Consider the following 15,421-nt stretch of genomic DNA (forward strand, 5'->3'; position numbering starts at 1 on the left):
CTTTTTTTGTGGATTAATTTTTTACAGACGGGGAACATAAAAAGTAGAGACAAACCGCAGGAGGTATACTTCTATGTTCTTTCGATCTTTTTTTGATGAAAAACTAGCGCATATGTCATACTTAATTGGCTGTCAGAAAACGGGTGAAGCGATTGTCGTAGACCCGGGTCGTAACCTTACTCCATACTTTCAGGTCGCAAAAAAAGAAGGCTTCACAATTTCCGCTGCAACAGAAACGCATATCCATGCTGATTATGCATCAGGTGCAAAGGAATTAGCTGAGCGCTATGGTGTTCGGTTGTATTTATCAGATGAAGGAGACGACGATTGGAAGTATGCATTCGCTGATGATGTCGGTGCAACACTTGTCAAACACGAGGATCAATTTTCAATCGGTGGCGTCCAATTTGATGTTTTACACACACCTGGTCATACCCCTGAGAGCATCTCATTTTTGTTAACAGATAAAGGTGGCGGTGCTAATGAGCCGATGGGTATTTTTACAGGAGATTTCTTATTTGTTGGTGATGTCGGAAGGCCTGATCTACTAGAGAAGTCAGCAGGCTCTGTCGGAACGGCTGAAAAAGGCGCTAAGCAAATGTTTGAGTCGATCCAAGCAATGAGGGAGCTATCTGATGACATTCAAGTATGGCCGGCGCACGGGGCAGGTAGTGCGTGTGGGAAATCACTTGGAGCGGTTCCTGTAACAACGATTGGCTATGAAAAGAAACATAACTGGGCGTTTCAACTAACGGATGAAAAAGCCTTTACCGAGGAGCTACTTCAAAGTCAGCCAGAACCTCCGACGTATTTTGGGATGATGAAAAAGATTAACAAAGAGGGCACTGCACAAAAACGAGAGACGAAGCCACGTAGATTACAATCAGTGAAAGAAATGGAGGATAGGATCGATAATGATTTGTTTGTGATTGACACGAGGAAGTCCCCTTTGTTTGCATACGGTCATATCGTCGGTGCAATAAATATTTCAATCGAAAAATCATTTACAAATTGGGCGGGATGGCTCGTGCCTTATGATAAAGACCTCGTCTGTGTGATCGAAGAATCAAAGCTAGAAGAAGTCATACTGGCATTGCAATCGATTGGACTCGATCGAACCGTTGCGTTTATTGACGGGGCAACACTTGAGAAAGACGTCAATCTTCCTATGTACAAACAGGTAGATGTAGAAGAGGCGTATCAACAAGTGGAAGCGAACAAAGGAATCTTACTTGATGTTCGAAATGAAAGTGAATGGATCGATGGGCATTACCCGGATGCAACCCATGTGTTCCTCGGCACGTTAGAGGATCACCTTGACCGCATACCAAAGGATGAGACTCTTTACGTATTATGTGGTTCAGGTGTACGATCAGCGATTGCCGTCAGCATCCTGTTAAAGCATGGATTTAAACAAGTTGTGAACGTAAAAGGTGGATTTTCTGCATGGGTTACAAGTGATCTTCCTGTCACGAAAGATCTGTCATAGTTTCGTATTAAAGAGGTTGGGACATTAAGAAATTTTAACTGAGAACCCGAACAGTGCCCGAATTTAGCGGATGAAATATACGTAGACTGCGGGATGAAAAGCAACGGTGAGACCCCACAGTGCGAAGCACGAGGAGGCTCACCAGCTTCCCGCGAAAAGCGAAGTATATTTTAGGAGCGGCTTATTCCTCTACTTTTTGTCGGATTCTCATTGGTTAAATCATTTCTGTCCCCACCTCTTCTCCCTTTTAAAGAAGGTGTAAGCAAGACCTAGTGAGGTTGACGAGTCATGTATAATAGTACTATTATTTAAATTTTTAGTGGAAAGGAGTGTGGCGAATGGGTGACTGGTTTTTTTCTTCATTTGTACATAATACGGCATTATTAAAACTTTCTTTTGCAGCTTTGGCCGGGTTGATTATTGGCTTAGAACGAGAATTAAAAGGGAAACCCCTCGGATTAAAAACGTGTTTAATTGTTGCGGTGACGGCTTGTTTATTGACGATTGTCTCATATGAGTCAGCCTTCTTATTCTCTGAAGCCTATTCACGCCCGATGGACCCAGGTCGTATTCCATCCTATGTGATTAGTGGGATCGGATTTTTAGGAGCTGGTGTGATTTTACGTCGAAATAATGATGCGATCTCTGGCTTAACAACAGCTTCTCTCGTTCTCGCTTCAGCAGGAATTGGGATTACAATTGGGGTTGGCTTTTATATGGAAGCTTTTCTTGGTGTCTTCTTTATGATTTTAGGTGTTCGCATTATTCCTGATCTCGTCGAATGGATTGGACCCAAGAAGTTAGCGGATATTGAAATTCGAGCAAAGGTTTTCATTAAAAAAGAGACCAATCTTACGAACTTCTTGAAAGAAGTAAAGAGTAAAGGAATGGGAATTCGCCGTGTGAAAGTAAAAGAAGAAGCAGAAGATATTTTGCTGACGTGTATTATCGTAACAAGTAAGAAGATGTACACAACAGATGTTTTTTATGCGTTAAAGGCTTCGAAAGATGTGTTACAAGTAGAGGTGGAAAACATCACGTAATGAAAAGACTGGGACATAACTAAAGTGTTTAACTCAGGATGGAAATGAAGCGCTAATTCAGGAGCGGTTTACATAAGCCGCAACCATAGTGTTGGAGTTCCATAAGTTAAACTACTTTTGTCCCTGTCTTTTTTTATTTATATACCCCCTTGCGTATGCTTACCGTCTGTGCTAATATAGGTACCAGGGTATAACAAACGTTGTGAAACGGCGGTTGCCTTAAAATTATTGATTCAGTTCCTTTATAATTTGAATCAATGACGTGAAAGAGAAGTGAAGGGAGTGTCGTTTGATGGAATATACTCAAGACATGAAAAATCGCTTGAAACGAATTGAAGGTCAAGTACGTGGTGTTCTTCGTATGATGGAAGAAGAACAAGATTGCAAGACGGTGATTGGGCAAATGTCGGCGGTCAAGTCAGCATCAGACCGTGCAATGGCTTATATCATCGCTAAAAACATGCAACATTGTATGTTAGAAGAGATAGAAAAAGGTGAGCGTGCGGACGCGGTCGTAGACGAAGCTATTCAGTTACTTGTTAAAACAAGATAATTTTTTTGATTTAAATAATACCTAAACGGGTATAAGTAATTTAAGGTTGACGCGCGAAAGATAACGTGTATAATATAGATATACGGGTAAGGGTATTTGAAAAGGAGGGCATTTAAATGTCAATTAAAGTTGATCATGTATTAGACGCAAAAGGATTAGCATGTCCGATGCCAATCGTGAAAACAAAGAAAACAATAGACAGTATTGAAGCAGGTCAAGTATTAGAGATCCAAGCAACAGATAAAGGTTCATTAGCGGATTTAAAAGCTTGGGCCAAATCAACAGGTCATCATTATTTAGGAACGATCGAAGAAGGGGACACACTGATTCACTACATTCGTAAAGCAAGTGAGAGTGAAGAGAAGGAAGAAGTAGATTTCCCGCACGTCATCTCTAATGAAGAGTTAGAAGCGAAAGTCGGAGAAAGCAATACAACCATTCTTGACGTTCGTGAGCCGGCAGAATATGCGTTTTCTCACGTACCAACAGCTGTTTCAATTCCACTAGGTGAATTGGAAGGTCGTTTAAATGAGTTAGATCCAGCTCATCAAGTCTATGTCATCTGTCGCACAGGTTCACGAAGTGCCTTCGCAGCAAAAGTATTACAAGACAATGGATTCAATCAAGTACACAATACAAAACCAGGCATGACAAGCTGGAGTGGAAAGACAGAAAGTAAGTAGTGGTTAGCGATTAGCAGTTAGCAAATAGCTAAAATCTTCAAACAAAAAATCTCGGGGGTGTATGTATGTCAGTGAAAGCGATGAAAGCAGGAGAATTAGCAAGAACGGTTATTAATAAGGAAGAGTTGTTTATTCTAGATGTTCGTAACAATGATGCGTATGCTGATTGGAAAATAGAAGGAGACGGAATCGAATCGTTAAATACTCCTTACTTCGATCTTATTGAAGGCGTAGATGAGATTCTTGACCAAATTCCGACGGATAAAGAAGTTCTAGTTGTTTGTGCGAAAGAAGGGTCATCGATCTTTGTAGCTGAGCAATTAGCTGAAGCAACTGGTCGTGACATTCATTACCTAGAAGGCGGCATGAAGGCTTGGAGCGAGCACTTAGAACCGATTAAAGTAGGCGACCTTGATGGCGGCGGTTCTGTGTATCAATTCGTCCGCTTAGGTAAAGGCTGCTTGTCATATATGATTGTTTCAGGTGATGAGGGTGCGATGATTGACCCACTACGTCTTGTGGATCAATACGCTGCTTTTGCCGAGAAACTAGGTATTAAAGTGTTACACATGTTTGATACTCACTTGCATGCAGATCATATTTCAGGTGGACGCCGTTTAGCACAATCGACAGGTGGAACGTACTACTTGCCACCTAAGGATGCTGATGAGGTCACGTTTAAATATGAGCCAATTGAAGACGGTATGGAAGTGACATTTGGTGGGGCGAACGTTCGCGTAAAAGCGGTGTATTCACCTGGTCATACGATTGGCAGCACGTCTTATGTTGTCAATGACACCTACTTGTTTACAGGCGACATTTTATTCCTTGATTCAATCGGTCGACCAGACCTTGCTGGTAAAGCAGAAGATTGGGTTAGTGATCTACGTGAATCGTTATATGTACGCTACAAGAAATTGAACCAAGATCTACTTGTACTACCAGCTCACTTTGCTAAATTAATTGAGCTAGATGATCAAGGTCGTGTATTTGCACGATTAGGCGATTTATACAAAGAGAATCATGGTTTACTAATTGAAGATGAAGATGAGTTCCGTCGTGTGGTCTCTGAGAACTTACCACCTCAACCAAATGCCTATCAAGAGATTCGTAAGACAAACATGGGAATTTTAACACCGAACACAGAAGAAGAAACGGAAATGGAAATTGGTCCAAACCGTTGTGCAGTATCGTAAAAATTTGCATGATTTCAAACAAAATGACAAATAATTCATATTAGGAGATGATTTTTAATGAATAGTAACAAGGTATTAAATGCAGAAGGTTTAGCTTGTCCAATGCCAATCATCAAAACAAAAAAGGAAATGGATACTCTTGAGTCAGGTCAAGTACTTGAGATCCATGCAACAGATAAAGGTGCACAAGCAGATATGGCTGCTTGGGCGAAAACATCAGGTCATGAGTTAATGCACCAAGAACAAGACGGAAATGTGTTTAAATTCTGGATCAAAAAAGCATAATAAATCGTCTAGTGTGGTAGGTCTAGCCTTGTAATGGTTAGGCCTGCTCGCTTGTTTTGTGATAAGAAAGGAGGGTCTTTTTCAGATGCTTCGAAAATTGTTCCCTGGTCTTGAATGGATGTTAACGTATCAAAAACATGATTTACGTGGTGATTTATCTGCGGGTTTAATTGTCGCGATTATGCTTATCCCACAAGGTATGGCCTATGCGATGCTTGCGGGGTTGCCGCCAGTCATCGGTTTATATGCTTCGACGATCCCATTAATCATTTATGCGCTTTTTGGATCTTCAAGGCAACTAGCAGTAGGTCCAGTGGCGATGGTGTCGTTACTTGTATTAACAGGTGTTCAAGGCCTTGCTGAACCAGGATCGTCAGAATATATTTCGCTCGTCTTATTGCTGGCTCTCTTGGTTGGGCTTATTCAGTTGAGTCTTGGTTTATTACGTTTAGGCTTTATTACAGACTTTATCTCACATGCCGTAATCAGTGGATTCACTTCCGCTGCCGCGATTGTGATTGGGTTTAGTCAATTAAAACATTTACTCGGGATTCCACTCCCATCGTCAGAAAATGTATTTGAACTTATTTTAGAAGCCACAAGACAGCTAACATCAATTAATTTATATGCTTTCTTAATCGGGATCACAAGTATCGCGATCTTAGTATTATTAAAAAAATACGCACCAAAAATTCCAGCCCCATTAGTTGTAGTCGTTTACAGTACAGCACTTGTATACTTCTTTGATTTACAAGAAAAAGGGGTAAGCATCATTGGTGAAGTGCCAGATGGGCTTCCGAGCTTATCTCTACCTGCATGGAGCATGGAAGCCGTGGGAGCACTTATGCCAATTGCAATCACGATTGCGATTATCGCGTTTGTAGAAAGCTTTGCGATGGCAAAAGTTATTGCGACAAAAGAGAAGTACAAAGTCGATGCTAATCGCGAATTAGTCGGCTTAGGGTTGGCGAATGTATCTGCCTCTACGTTTTCAGGTTATCCTGTAACGGGTGGATTTTCTAGGTCCGCGGTCAATTACGGGGCGGGTGCTAGAACAGGCCTTGCTGCAATTATTACGTCGATTCTTATTGTTTTAACGCTCCTTTTCTTCACGTCTTGGTTTTATTACATGCCAAATGCCGTTTTAGCATCGATTATTATGGTGGCTGTTTATGGCTTGATTGATGTAAAAGAAGCAAAGCATCTCTTTAAAGTTAAACGAATTGATGGCTTCACCCTTTTAATTACATTCGTTGCTACGTTAACGTTAGGGATTGAAAAGGGGATCTTAATTGGTGTTGTCTTTTCATTAATCGTCTTTTTATGGCGTAGTGCGAATCCTCATATTGCTGAACTGGGCTATGTAGGTAAATTAGATGCCTATCGCAATACCGGGCGCTTTAATGAAGCGAAAACGATGAAGGATGTGTCGATCTTACGTATCGATTCCCCGTTGTATTTTGCTAACATCGCTAAAGTAGAACAACGCATCCAACAAGCGTTTCTAAAGTCAGACGATATCGAGACCGTCATTCTTGATTTTTCTGGAGTGAATGATATGGACGCTGTTGCTGTTGATCATTTTGAAGAATTGTTAAGCACGTACCGAGAAATGAATAAGACCATTTATCTATGTGATGTGAAGGGACCTGTTCGTGACATTTTGAAAAAAGCAGGTTGGTACAAAACATTTAAAGGTTTTATTGAATTTCAAGATTTAGAACATGTGTTAAGGCATATCGAGGAGTGATCAGATGGAAAAGCATCGTTTAGAAAAGCAAAATGAATCGTTCTTGCAAGAGATGAGGGAGAAAGACCCTCATTTCTTTGAGAAGCTTCAGGCAGGTCAAGAACCAGAGATGTTCGTCTTAGCATGTAGTGACTCGCGGGTCAGCCCTTCTGTCATTACGAATATGCCGCTCGGAAAGTTATTTATCCACCGAAATATTGCCAATCAAGTCAATGAATCAGATGAAAGTTTTTCAGCGAGCTTGTATTATGCCCTTAAACATTTACGTGTGAAAGATGTTCTTATTATTGGCCATACAAACTGTGGCGGAGTAAAAGCAGCTGCTGATAACAATGAAGAAGCAGAGTTAAAAACGTGGCTTACTTCGATTCATCAAGCGATTAAAGGGGCCGACTGTGAAGGTTTATGTGAAGCGGGAACGAAGCAAAATGTGCTCACTCAGATGGATCGTTTGAAGGCACACCCGATTTATCGTAAGTATGGAAACGATGTGCCGGTAGTAGGAGCGCTCTTTCATGTAGAGGACGGAAAGTTTGAATGGTTACGATAAAAAAATTTAGTTGACAATATACCTAACGGGGTATATTATAGAGAGTATAAGAAATACCCACATAAGTATATACTAGGAGGAGATTTAAAATGGAACAGAAAAAAGCAACGATGATCGTCTTTGATGGTGACTTAGATAAAGCATTAGCAAGTTTTATTATTGGAACTGGAGCAGCAGCAATGGGGAAACCTGTGACAATGTTTTTCACTTTCTGGGGTTTAAATGTGTTACGTAAAGAGCAATATGTAAAAGTAGAGAAGAACTTCGTTGAAAAAATGTTCGCGAAAATGATGCCACGTGGTCCTGAAAAATTAGGATTATCCAGAATGAACTACGGTGGAATGGGTGCGTCATTAATGAAGCGTATGATGAAAAAGCATAACGTCGTTTCTCTAAAAGAATTAATTGAAATGGCTCAAGAACTAGATATTAAAATGGTTGCCTGCACAATGTCTATGGACGTAATGGGTATTCATAAAGAAGAGCTAATCGACGGGATTGAATATGCTGGGGTAGCAACATACCTTGCAGAAGCTGAAGATGGTAATGTAAACTTATTTATCTAAGAGCTTTTTAAAAGGGTGAGGCTATATGAAGTATTTCTCAGTCACCGTATTGGCTATTATTATCGGAATAGGAGTGTTTTCTTTGTTTCAACAATCATCGAATGACGTGAAAGAAATCACAACAACAGAGCTAGAAAAACAGATGGAAACTGATTCAGAAGCCATTTATGTCGATGTTCGTGAAGTGAATGAGTATGAAGCAGGTCACGTAAAAGGCATGGAGAATATGCCTTTATCCAACTTCGCCGAAAACTACTCAGTCCTTCCGAAAGACCGCGAAATTGTGGTCTTCTGTCGCAGTGGAAACCGCAGCATGCAAGCAGCTACCTTCCTTGCAGACCAAGGGTACGCTAAGGTAACGAATGTCGAAGGTGGCATTCTTGCTTGGGAAGGCCCGGTTCAACAATAATCGAATAAGCATGAAGAACCCCTAATTACCATAGTTATAAAGGTAATTAGGGGTTTTTTCTTGAATGTATATAGAGGTATTGAATGTTAAGGGGGATGTAGGATGAATCATACGTACATGTTTACCGGCTTCCCGGGATTTATCGCTTCAGCCATTGCCGAAGAGCTAATTACATCAAGAGATGATATCAAAAAGCTTTATTTTTTAGTGCTTCCAAAGGAAATAGAAAAAGCAGAAGAGAAGTTGTCTCAGCTAAGGAATAAAGTAGGAAAGCGCAAAATTGATCTCGAATTAGTATTAGGAGATATTACGAAAAGTGACTTAGGGATAGATCCTGAAATAGCTAACCGATTGAAAGGTGAGATCGATTACTATTTCCATCTAGCGGCGATCTACGATTTAGCCGTTCCCAAAAAAATCGCCTATCAGGTGAATGTTGTAGGGACGAGACATGTAGGAGATTGGCTAAAAGAGTGCCTGAAGCTTCAACGCTATATTTACTTTAGTACGGCTTATGTGTCTGGCAGTAGAGAAGGCGTCATTTTAGAAACTGAACTCGCATGCGGTCAAACTTTTAAGAACCACTACGAAGAAACAAAATATCAAGCAGAAGTCATAGTAGAGAACGATAAGCAGACGCTGCCGACGACGATCATTCGTCCAGGCGTTGTTCGTGGGCATTCCAAAACAGGGGAGACGACGAAGTTCGATGGCCCGTACTTTGTATTAAATTTATTCAACAGGCTCGGAAAAATCGGTGCTCTCCCTTATATCGGGTCAGGTGGAGCAGATGGCAACTTTGTCCCGATTGACTATGTCATCCAAGCAACGAGTTACTTAGCACATGCGACAAAGGCTGAAGGGAAGACATATCATATTACCGACCCGAATCCATACTCAATGAAACAGGTGTATGAAGTGTTACACCAAGAGATGATCGGACGAAAACCCATTGGAAGTGTACCACTGTCTCTGTCAAAATTCTTGCTAACGCCGAAATGGATGCAGAGATGGGTTGGCGTCGAACGCGAGGCTCTCGACTACTTCACATGCATGTCCCGTTATGACTGCAGCAATACATTAACTGACTTAAAAGGATCGGGCATTACTTGTCCCCGGTTTGAAGAAACAGCAGGAACGATGGTTAGGTATTATAAAGATCATTGCAAGGTGAAGGAGAAGTATATAAAGATTTAGCGTTCAACAGAAACCAGCATCTACCTTTGAGTTTTGATATAATAAAATATAAAAAATGAGCGGGTAATACGAATGAGCAAAGAAAAAAATAATCAACAAGAACAAAACATGGAAGAGCAATTTGAGAAAGAAATAGATAAGGAAGCATTAGATGTGGTTTTTCGGTGATACGATGGTACGTTTAAGGACTTAGTAGAGCGATGAAACATCTTACTGTAGAGGTTGCCCCATAGAAAATGCTAATTAACTAACGGCATTTTCTTATGGCGACCCTAATTAAACGTTGTTGATGCGAGCTTACTGCATATTGGTTCGAATTGAAAATTATGTTAATCTTAAGATGGCAAATATTTGTCATCTTTTTTACTATTCTTTTATAGATACATAAACTTGGAGGATCATATGGGTATTTTAGAATGGATTGCCTTTGCATTATTAATGAGCACGTTGTTTGCGATTGAACGCAAGCTAAGCCGTGCGAATGAATTGAATGAAGAAATCTTGAAACAGTTGAAAAGAAAAAATATAAATGATGATAGTGATCACGACGATAGTAAGTATTAAGGGAGGGATGTAATGTGAGCCTACCGCGGTGCGTTTCATGCAACGATCCATTCACATACAGAAAGCTTTTGTTTATGTTTTTCCGAAAACAATGTCCTACGTGCAAGAAATTAAACTATTTATCTACTAAGAGTCGTATTCGAGGCAGTCGGATTGCTGTCCTATTCGTCATCTTGTACAATGTCCTACTACTTCTTAGTCAGTCCTTTATGTTAAATGTACTTGTTGGTTTTGGCATTATTATATTTATTATTCTAATTGGCCCATTCTTATATCAATTTAAAGAAGTGGAAGAGCCGTTGTTTTAAAGGGGAGGGACTATTATGCTTTGGATTGTTTTTGCACTTATTCTTACCATGTTAGCGGCAGCGGCTTTTACTGGAATTGGAGTTGGCAATGTTTCGTTGCTCCTTGCACTATTCGTTGTCGTAGCCATCGTGTTGTCTGCTGTAAAAGTAATTAAAAAGTTTAGTAGAGTGTCGTAGGAGGCGTAATACGTGAAGCTTGTTGGTTGGTTTGGGTTGTTTCATGTTTTTTTTATTGTTATGTGGATGGTTATAAATATTATATTTAGTATACAAAACCCTCTGGAATTGAACGAAGGTGAGCAGCCTTCAGTGATCGCGATTGAATATTGGAGTCAATTTCCGGGGTATCTAGGAATGGATCATGGTAGTAAGGCATTACTATTTCTGTTAAGCATCATGATACCTATTGGCTTGTATGCTTTTATAAAAAAAGTCGATAAACAGGATGCTCTTCAAAACTTGGTTGCAATGATATGCGGAGTGTTAGGATTTGTTATTTATTCGATTTCTTTTATGCTCCAAGCTACAGCCGTAGAGTACGCAATTAATACATATTCAGCGACTACAGATGAGTCTCGTCAACAGTCTGCGACCATGATTATGGAATGGACAATGTTAGAAGGCGGGTTTTCTACAAGTCTATATATCCTATCAAACTTCTTGTTAGCAGTTTGGTTAATTCTTCATGCTAAAGGGTTGACTCATCTAGGTATGTCGAGACGGTTTGTTTTGTTCAGCTATGTTGTCGGTGCATTAAATATAATCGGTTATAGCATGTCCTGGTTCTATCTTATGAGAGGGCAGCAAGTGATGCATGACGTGACTGAGGCGGTTGGGCTGTTATTTTTAGTATGGTTAGTTTGGGTAAGTGTGTCCTTGATAAGAAACGGTATGAGAAGAAAATTGAACTTAAGAACTGCTGTTTAAGTAGAACCGGCAGCTTCTAGAAAGATGATCACCAGTATAGTTATTTGGTGCCTGTCCCCGGTGCGCTAAAGTTTTAATGGATAGAGTGACTGACACCGGATCTCTTTAAAAAAATGATTGAGAATATCAGTAGAATAACCTTCCTGGGGAGGAGCAGTCATGCATCCCACAGATATTATTGAAATAATGATGGTCGGTACGGTCATAATGTTTCTCATAGTTACATCTTTTTTCTTGCGTAAGAAGTGGAGAAAGGTTTGCTGGTCCTTAGCATTAGGTGCATTAATAGTGTATTCAATGGTTTACTTTGGACGGCCTTATATCATTGATGCGAAAATTAATCAGAAAGTTGAAAAAGTGGAGTCGTATTTGGAGCAACATCATCCAAGCGAGGAATGGACCATTGTGACAGTGCCGCATCGAGAAGAAGGATATAAGCATCTCAATCCTTACTATATTGGAGTAGTTTTTGAGAGAGAACCAGATACGATTTATTATTATTGGGTAGAGAACGAGGATGATATTGAACAAATTGGTCATTCGACTAAGACGCGGTTGTGAGTTTGGCTTTATATAATATGTAAGAAACAGGAGAATGTAAATATGGAATGGACAAAAAAGATGACACGATTACAAGGATTAGTATTGATAGGAACGGTTGCATTTATGGCGGTGGCAATCATTATAGCTTCCCAATCATATTTTAGTTATCTAGAAGTAACAGAAGCGGCTAATGGTTGTTTTGATATCGGTGGTCTCCCTGTTATTGAAAAAACTGGACTAAGAATGACTTCCTTTCATTGTAATATGGAATAACTTATTTACGTAATGGCTTGCGATCCTTTAGTAAGCAGGGAGTTTTTCTTTTCTTATTGAACTAGCGTGGCAGAATAGTCGAAGTAAAATGATTATTAAGGGGGGGAGAACAGTGGTTAAAAAACTATTTGGTTTTAAGGATAGGAATAAATTAGTAAATATTACTTTGGATAACATCCAAAACAAGATGTATGAAATGGGATTTTATAAGGAATTTGTTGAAGAAATAATGATTATTTTAGACAACAGGTTTAATAAATATGGTAAAGAAAAATTTCAAGAATGGTTCAACGGATTAAACTATAGATTACCAGAGGATTTTAATGATGAAAAAGTCGCTATTAAAATATATGAAAAGCATTCGCTGTTGATTGAGGAACAAGTGAAAAAATTAGAAAAAGAAACAAAATTATCTTGGGAAATACAAACAGAAGAATTAAAAAACATAAATGAAAAAGCAAGAAAAGTTCAGTTAGTAATAAGAGATAGGCTCTCAGGTATTGCCTTAGACTTATTAAACTAACGAGCAGAATACTTCAATAAACATTAATAATTCAGAAGGGGTGGTTGTGATAAATTGGTTTAGTAGTAATAGGAATATAATCATTTTTTTAGCGATAGTTATTGGGTTGTTATTATTTATACCTTCATCAATTATTTTTCAGCAACAATTAGAGAAGAAAAGTTATGAAAAAGCGGCTCATTATGATTTATCAAAAGAAAGCCTTTATAATCTTAAGTTGACTGAAAGATTAACCATATCAGAAATTGATAGCAACTTGCTTCTGCTTGAAGATGAAACAAATGAAGGCACGTTTATTGTTAATGATACTGATAGTATATCTGTAATAGATGAGCTACTGTATAGGATTGTCATATTGGGTAATGAAGTTTCGACTACAAAGGAAATAAGTTTGGATAGTGACTATGAGGATATTGTTCGTGCATATGGTGATGACTATTACAAAAGAGAAGAACAATCATTTCGTATAATCGGATACCCCGATAAAGAACTTAATGCAACTTTAGAATTCTGGATACTAAACGAAAAGCTACATAGAATTAAATTTGAAATCGACGAACCAATATAAATAAAGTTTGTGAAGGGCTGTACTTAAAGTAACGGAGGCTTTAATGAAAAAGCTAGTGCGGTAAAAATGGCAGATCATGTTGCTTCTTGCGCTAACGGAGCAGGTTCTTGTGATAAAAGATTAAGAGATGTTTCTGTTATTGAACTAACACTAACGAGGCATAGTGTAAAAAATAGAGAAGGGAAGTAATAGAATTGACAGAAAAAAACAACGTGAAAGAAAATACTAAGGTCAACAGTAAATCAGTTTTAGCTTTGGTATTGGGTGTACTTTCCATTTTTATATCACTTATAATGGCATTTGGCTTTATAACAGGAGTTATCGGAATTGTACTTGGATTTTTAGGATTGCGAGAAATAGAATTCGCTAATCAAAAGGGAAAGACTCTGGCGACCATTGGTATTTCGTTTTGTGTAGTTGGGACTCTTTTACCTGTTGTGTTTATGATATAAAATTAATTTTTATTGAAATAATGGGTGTGTTTCTGCAATAAAGTAAGGACGCATATTTTCTTTTTGTACAACCGAAAAGGGAATAAATGTTAAAATTAAAATAACGGTTATTCAAGTAACGGAGTGCTAAGAGTTGAAGAAGAAATACTTATGGAGGGTGAGATATATTGCAAACCATTAGCAACCAATCAAGTAACATAAAGTTAATAGCATATCGCAATTCTTTCTTTACTGTTTTTCTTGCTTACGCAATTTTTGTTGTATTAAATGATATGTTGTTAAATCAAGAATTAGATTATAAATTTGTTTTTTCAGTGACCTTTGTTTTAATGTTAGTTGTTTTCTATTTAACAATTTTTATTTTCAAATTTAGAAAGAAGAAGTAATTTCAATAAGTAGCTTGTGCTTTTTCAAGTAAAGGTGCTTATTGGGAAAAGAATATTTTGGAGGTGATATAATGAGTAGTTCAAAGAGAAATAAGAAATTTGAAATTGGTTTTCATACAATTATTCTTTTATTTACTATAGGTGTTATCGTATCAACAATTATAGGAGCAAGTGAACTGGATAGAGCAACTCTGTATCTAACATTAGGAATTATGATTGGTATTGGAAGTTTATATCAAATTTATAAAATTATTAAAAGCAGAAAAGAGAGCTTAAACAATTGAAGTGTTGTGAATTAATACACTTAAAGTAAAGCTTTAGTAGAACAGGGCTGACGCTTAAAAAATAGTTAAACGAACGGGTGCGTTGATGTAACAAGGTCAGCGCACTTCTTATTCTACGGAGCTGGTTACTTTAATAAAGACTCTCATGGCGATAATTGGTAAATATGGTCAAGGAGAAATATGATATTAGATTTTATTTTTGGAAATTTTTTATAGTTTGAAATGTTCTATGTAAGGGGGGATTTATTATCTTTGCAATTACAATTGCTCTTTTCACCTTTATATTCGGGGGGGAATATTTCTTAAAGAAAAAATTAAATGTCAGTAAGGAAGACTACGGTATTGTAAATGAGCTTCATCTGTATATACGTGTTGCCATCGTAGTTGTATCCATCTTACTAATACCTGTAGTAGATAAATGCATTTTATTAGTTTCTGGTTCTGCTAGTATATATTTTTTGATGGAGACTTTTGTGGCTTGGCGATGAATTATTTTACTAAATTATTATTGTTTTTACTGATATATGCAAAGTTAGCAGTACACTAATAAAGTAATTAGGTTTACTTCAGTAAAATAAGGTATATTATATTTGTTGAATAGATTCTTTTTAAAGATGAGAAAAGTAGGTGAACAAAGTGGGAAAATATCAATTAGATGCCAAAGGTCAGGTCGCTGTGACAAAGTTTCATGAAAAACAGAAGTCTGCCAAATTTGATAAAAAGCAGCAACTTGAAAAAATACGTATGGAGTATTTGAAAAAAAAGAAAAAACAAACAGATAAATAATATGAATGAAAACATAGGAAGACTAAAATCTCCCTATGTTTTTCTTATTCGAAGTTCTTTTTTCAATTGATGGTAGAGTTAATTAT

General features: G+C 38.1%; 22 protein-coding genes. All 22 read left to right on the forward strand.

Features of this window, described 5'->3' with window-relative positions:
- Positions 1–73 precede the first annotated feature (73 nt).
- The 22 genes from CDZ88_RS03765 (at position 74) to CDZ88_RS03865 (ending at position 15,335) form a co-directional block, all read left to right on the forward strand.
- Entirely contained in the window at positions 74–1,489 is a 1,416-nt protein-coding gene (locus tag CDZ88_RS03765) for an MBL fold metallo-hydrolase (RefSeq protein ID WP_100372267.1), read from the forward strand.
- Positions 1,490–1,827: 338 nt separating this feature from the next.
- Positions 1,828–2,532 (forward strand): MgtC/SapB family protein, encoded by a 705-nt coding sequence (locus tag CDZ88_RS03770; protein WP_100372268.1) that lies wholly within the window; start codon positions 1,828–1,830, stop codon positions 2,530–2,532.
- A gap of 292 nt (positions 2,533–2,824) precedes the next feature.
- Positions 2,825–3,085, forward strand: coding sequence for a metal-sensitive transcriptional regulator (locus CDZ88_RS03775; RefSeq protein ID WP_100372269.1), 261 nt, complete (start codon positions 2,825–2,827; stop codon positions 3,083–3,085).
- Positions 3,086–3,201: 116 nt separating this feature from the next.
- Positions 3,202–3,768 carry a sulfurtransferase TusA family protein gene (locus CDZ88_RS03780; protein ID WP_100372270.1) on the forward strand — a complete coding sequence of 189 codons (567 nt, stop codon included), beginning with the start codon at positions 3,202–3,204 and terminating at the stop codon, positions 3,766–3,768.
- 65 nt (positions 3,769–3,833) lie between these two features.
- Positions 3,834–4,964, forward strand: coding sequence for an MBL fold metallo-hydrolase (locus CDZ88_RS03785; protein WP_100372271.1), 1,131 nt, complete (start codon positions 3,834–3,836; stop codon positions 4,962–4,964).
- 57 nt (positions 4,965–5,021) lie between these two features.
- Entirely contained in the window at positions 5,022–5,249 is a 228-nt protein-coding gene (locus CDZ88_RS03790; RefSeq protein WP_100372272.1) for a sulfurtransferase TusA family protein, read from the forward strand.
- Between the two features lie 85 nt (positions 5,250–5,334).
- Positions 5,335–6,999 carry a SulP family inorganic anion transporter gene (locus CDZ88_RS03795; protein ID WP_100372273.1) on the forward strand — a complete coding sequence of 555 codons (1,665 nt, stop codon included), beginning with the start codon at positions 5,335–5,337 and terminating at the stop codon, positions 6,997–6,999.
- A 4-nt stretch (positions 7,000–7,003) separates the two neighbouring features.
- The gene (locus tag CDZ88_RS03800) at positions 7,004–7,549 is read left to right on the forward strand and encodes a carbonic anhydrase (protein WP_100372274.1); all 546 of its coding nucleotides are present in this window, start codon (positions 7,004–7,006) and stop codon (positions 7,547–7,549) included.
- An 89-nt stretch (positions 7,550–7,638) separates the two neighbouring features.
- Positions 7,639–8,115 carry a DsrE/DsrF/DrsH-like family protein gene (locus tag CDZ88_RS03805; RefSeq protein ID WP_100372275.1) on the forward strand — a complete coding sequence of 159 codons (477 nt, stop codon included), beginning with the start codon at positions 7,639–7,641 and terminating at the stop codon, positions 8,113–8,115.
- Positions 8,116–8,140: 25 nt separating this feature from the next.
- Positions 8,141–8,524 (forward strand): rhodanese-like domain-containing protein, encoded by a 384-nt coding sequence (locus CDZ88_RS03810; RefSeq protein WP_100372276.1) that lies wholly within the window; start codon positions 8,141–8,143, stop codon positions 8,522–8,524.
- 102 nt (positions 8,525–8,626) lie between these two features.
- Positions 8,627–9,721 (forward strand): SDR family oxidoreductase, encoded by a 1,095-nt coding sequence (locus CDZ88_RS03815; RefSeq protein WP_100372277.1) that lies wholly within the window; start codon positions 8,627–8,629, stop codon positions 9,719–9,721.
- A 402-nt stretch (positions 9,722–10,123) separates the two neighbouring features.
- Complete coding sequence (locus CDZ88_RS17310) at positions 10,124–10,285, forward strand: hypothetical protein (RefSeq protein WP_157796462.1); 162 nt, start codon at positions 10,124–10,126, stop codon at positions 10,283–10,285.
- A 14-nt stretch (positions 10,286–10,299) separates the two neighbouring features.
- Positions 10,300–10,593: a TIGR04104 family putative zinc finger protein gene (locus tag CDZ88_RS03820; RefSeq protein ID WP_100372278.1), complete on the forward strand. Its 294-nt coding sequence runs from the start codon at positions 10,300–10,302 to the stop codon at positions 10,591–10,593.
- 15 nt (positions 10,594–10,608) lie between these two features.
- On the forward strand, positions 10,609–10,770 hold the full coding sequence (locus CDZ88_RS17315) for a hypothetical protein (protein WP_157796463.1): 162 nt from the start codon (positions 10,609–10,611) through the stop codon (positions 10,768–10,770).
- Between the two features lie 12 nt (positions 10,771–10,782).
- Positions 10,783–11,520, forward strand: a complete 738-nt coding sequence (locus tag CDZ88_RS03825; RefSeq protein WP_100372279.1) for a hypothetical protein — start codon at positions 10,783–10,785, stop codon at positions 11,518–11,520.
- Positions 11,521–11,679: 159 nt separating this feature from the next.
- On the forward strand, positions 11,680–12,081 hold the full coding sequence (locus tag CDZ88_RS03830) for a hypothetical protein (RefSeq protein ID WP_100372280.1): 402 nt from the start codon (positions 11,680–11,682) through the stop codon (positions 12,079–12,081).
- Between the two features lie 42 nt (positions 12,082–12,123).
- The gene (locus CDZ88_RS03835; RefSeq protein WP_100372281.1) at positions 12,124–12,336 is read left to right on the forward strand and encodes a hypothetical protein; all 213 of its coding nucleotides are present in this window, start codon (positions 12,124–12,126) and stop codon (positions 12,334–12,336) included.
- Positions 12,337–12,448: 112 nt separating this feature from the next.
- On the forward strand, positions 12,449–12,859 hold the full coding sequence (locus CDZ88_RS03840; protein WP_100372282.1) for a hypothetical protein: 411 nt from the start codon (positions 12,449–12,451) through the stop codon (positions 12,857–12,859).
- 46 nt (positions 12,860–12,905) lie between these two features.
- Positions 12,906–13,427: a hypothetical protein gene (locus CDZ88_RS03845; RefSeq protein WP_100372283.1), complete on the forward strand. Its 522-nt coding sequence runs from the start codon at positions 12,906–12,908 to the stop codon at positions 13,425–13,427.
- A 194-nt stretch (positions 13,428–13,621) separates the two neighbouring features.
- Positions 13,622–13,879, forward strand: a complete 258-nt coding sequence (locus CDZ88_RS03850) for a DUF4190 domain-containing protein (RefSeq protein ID WP_157796464.1) — start codon at positions 13,622–13,624, stop codon at positions 13,877–13,879.
- 457 nt (positions 13,880–14,336) lie between these two features.
- A complete protein-coding gene (locus CDZ88_RS03860; RefSeq protein WP_100372286.1) occupies positions 14,337–14,549 on the forward strand; it encodes a hypothetical protein in 213 nt (70 codons plus the stop codon).
- Positions 14,550–15,176: 627 nt separating this feature from the next.
- Complete coding sequence (locus tag CDZ88_RS03865) at positions 15,177–15,335, forward strand: hypothetical protein (RefSeq protein WP_157796465.1); 159 nt, start codon at positions 15,177–15,179, stop codon at positions 15,333–15,335.
- Positions 15,336–15,421: the final 86 nt, after the last annotated feature.

The sequence above is a fragment of the Bacillus sp. FJAT-45037 genome (assembly GCF_002797325.1).
In the GTDB taxonomy this organism is placed as follows: domain Bacteria; phylum Bacillota; class Bacilli; order Bacillales; family Bacillaceae_D; genus Alkalihalophilus.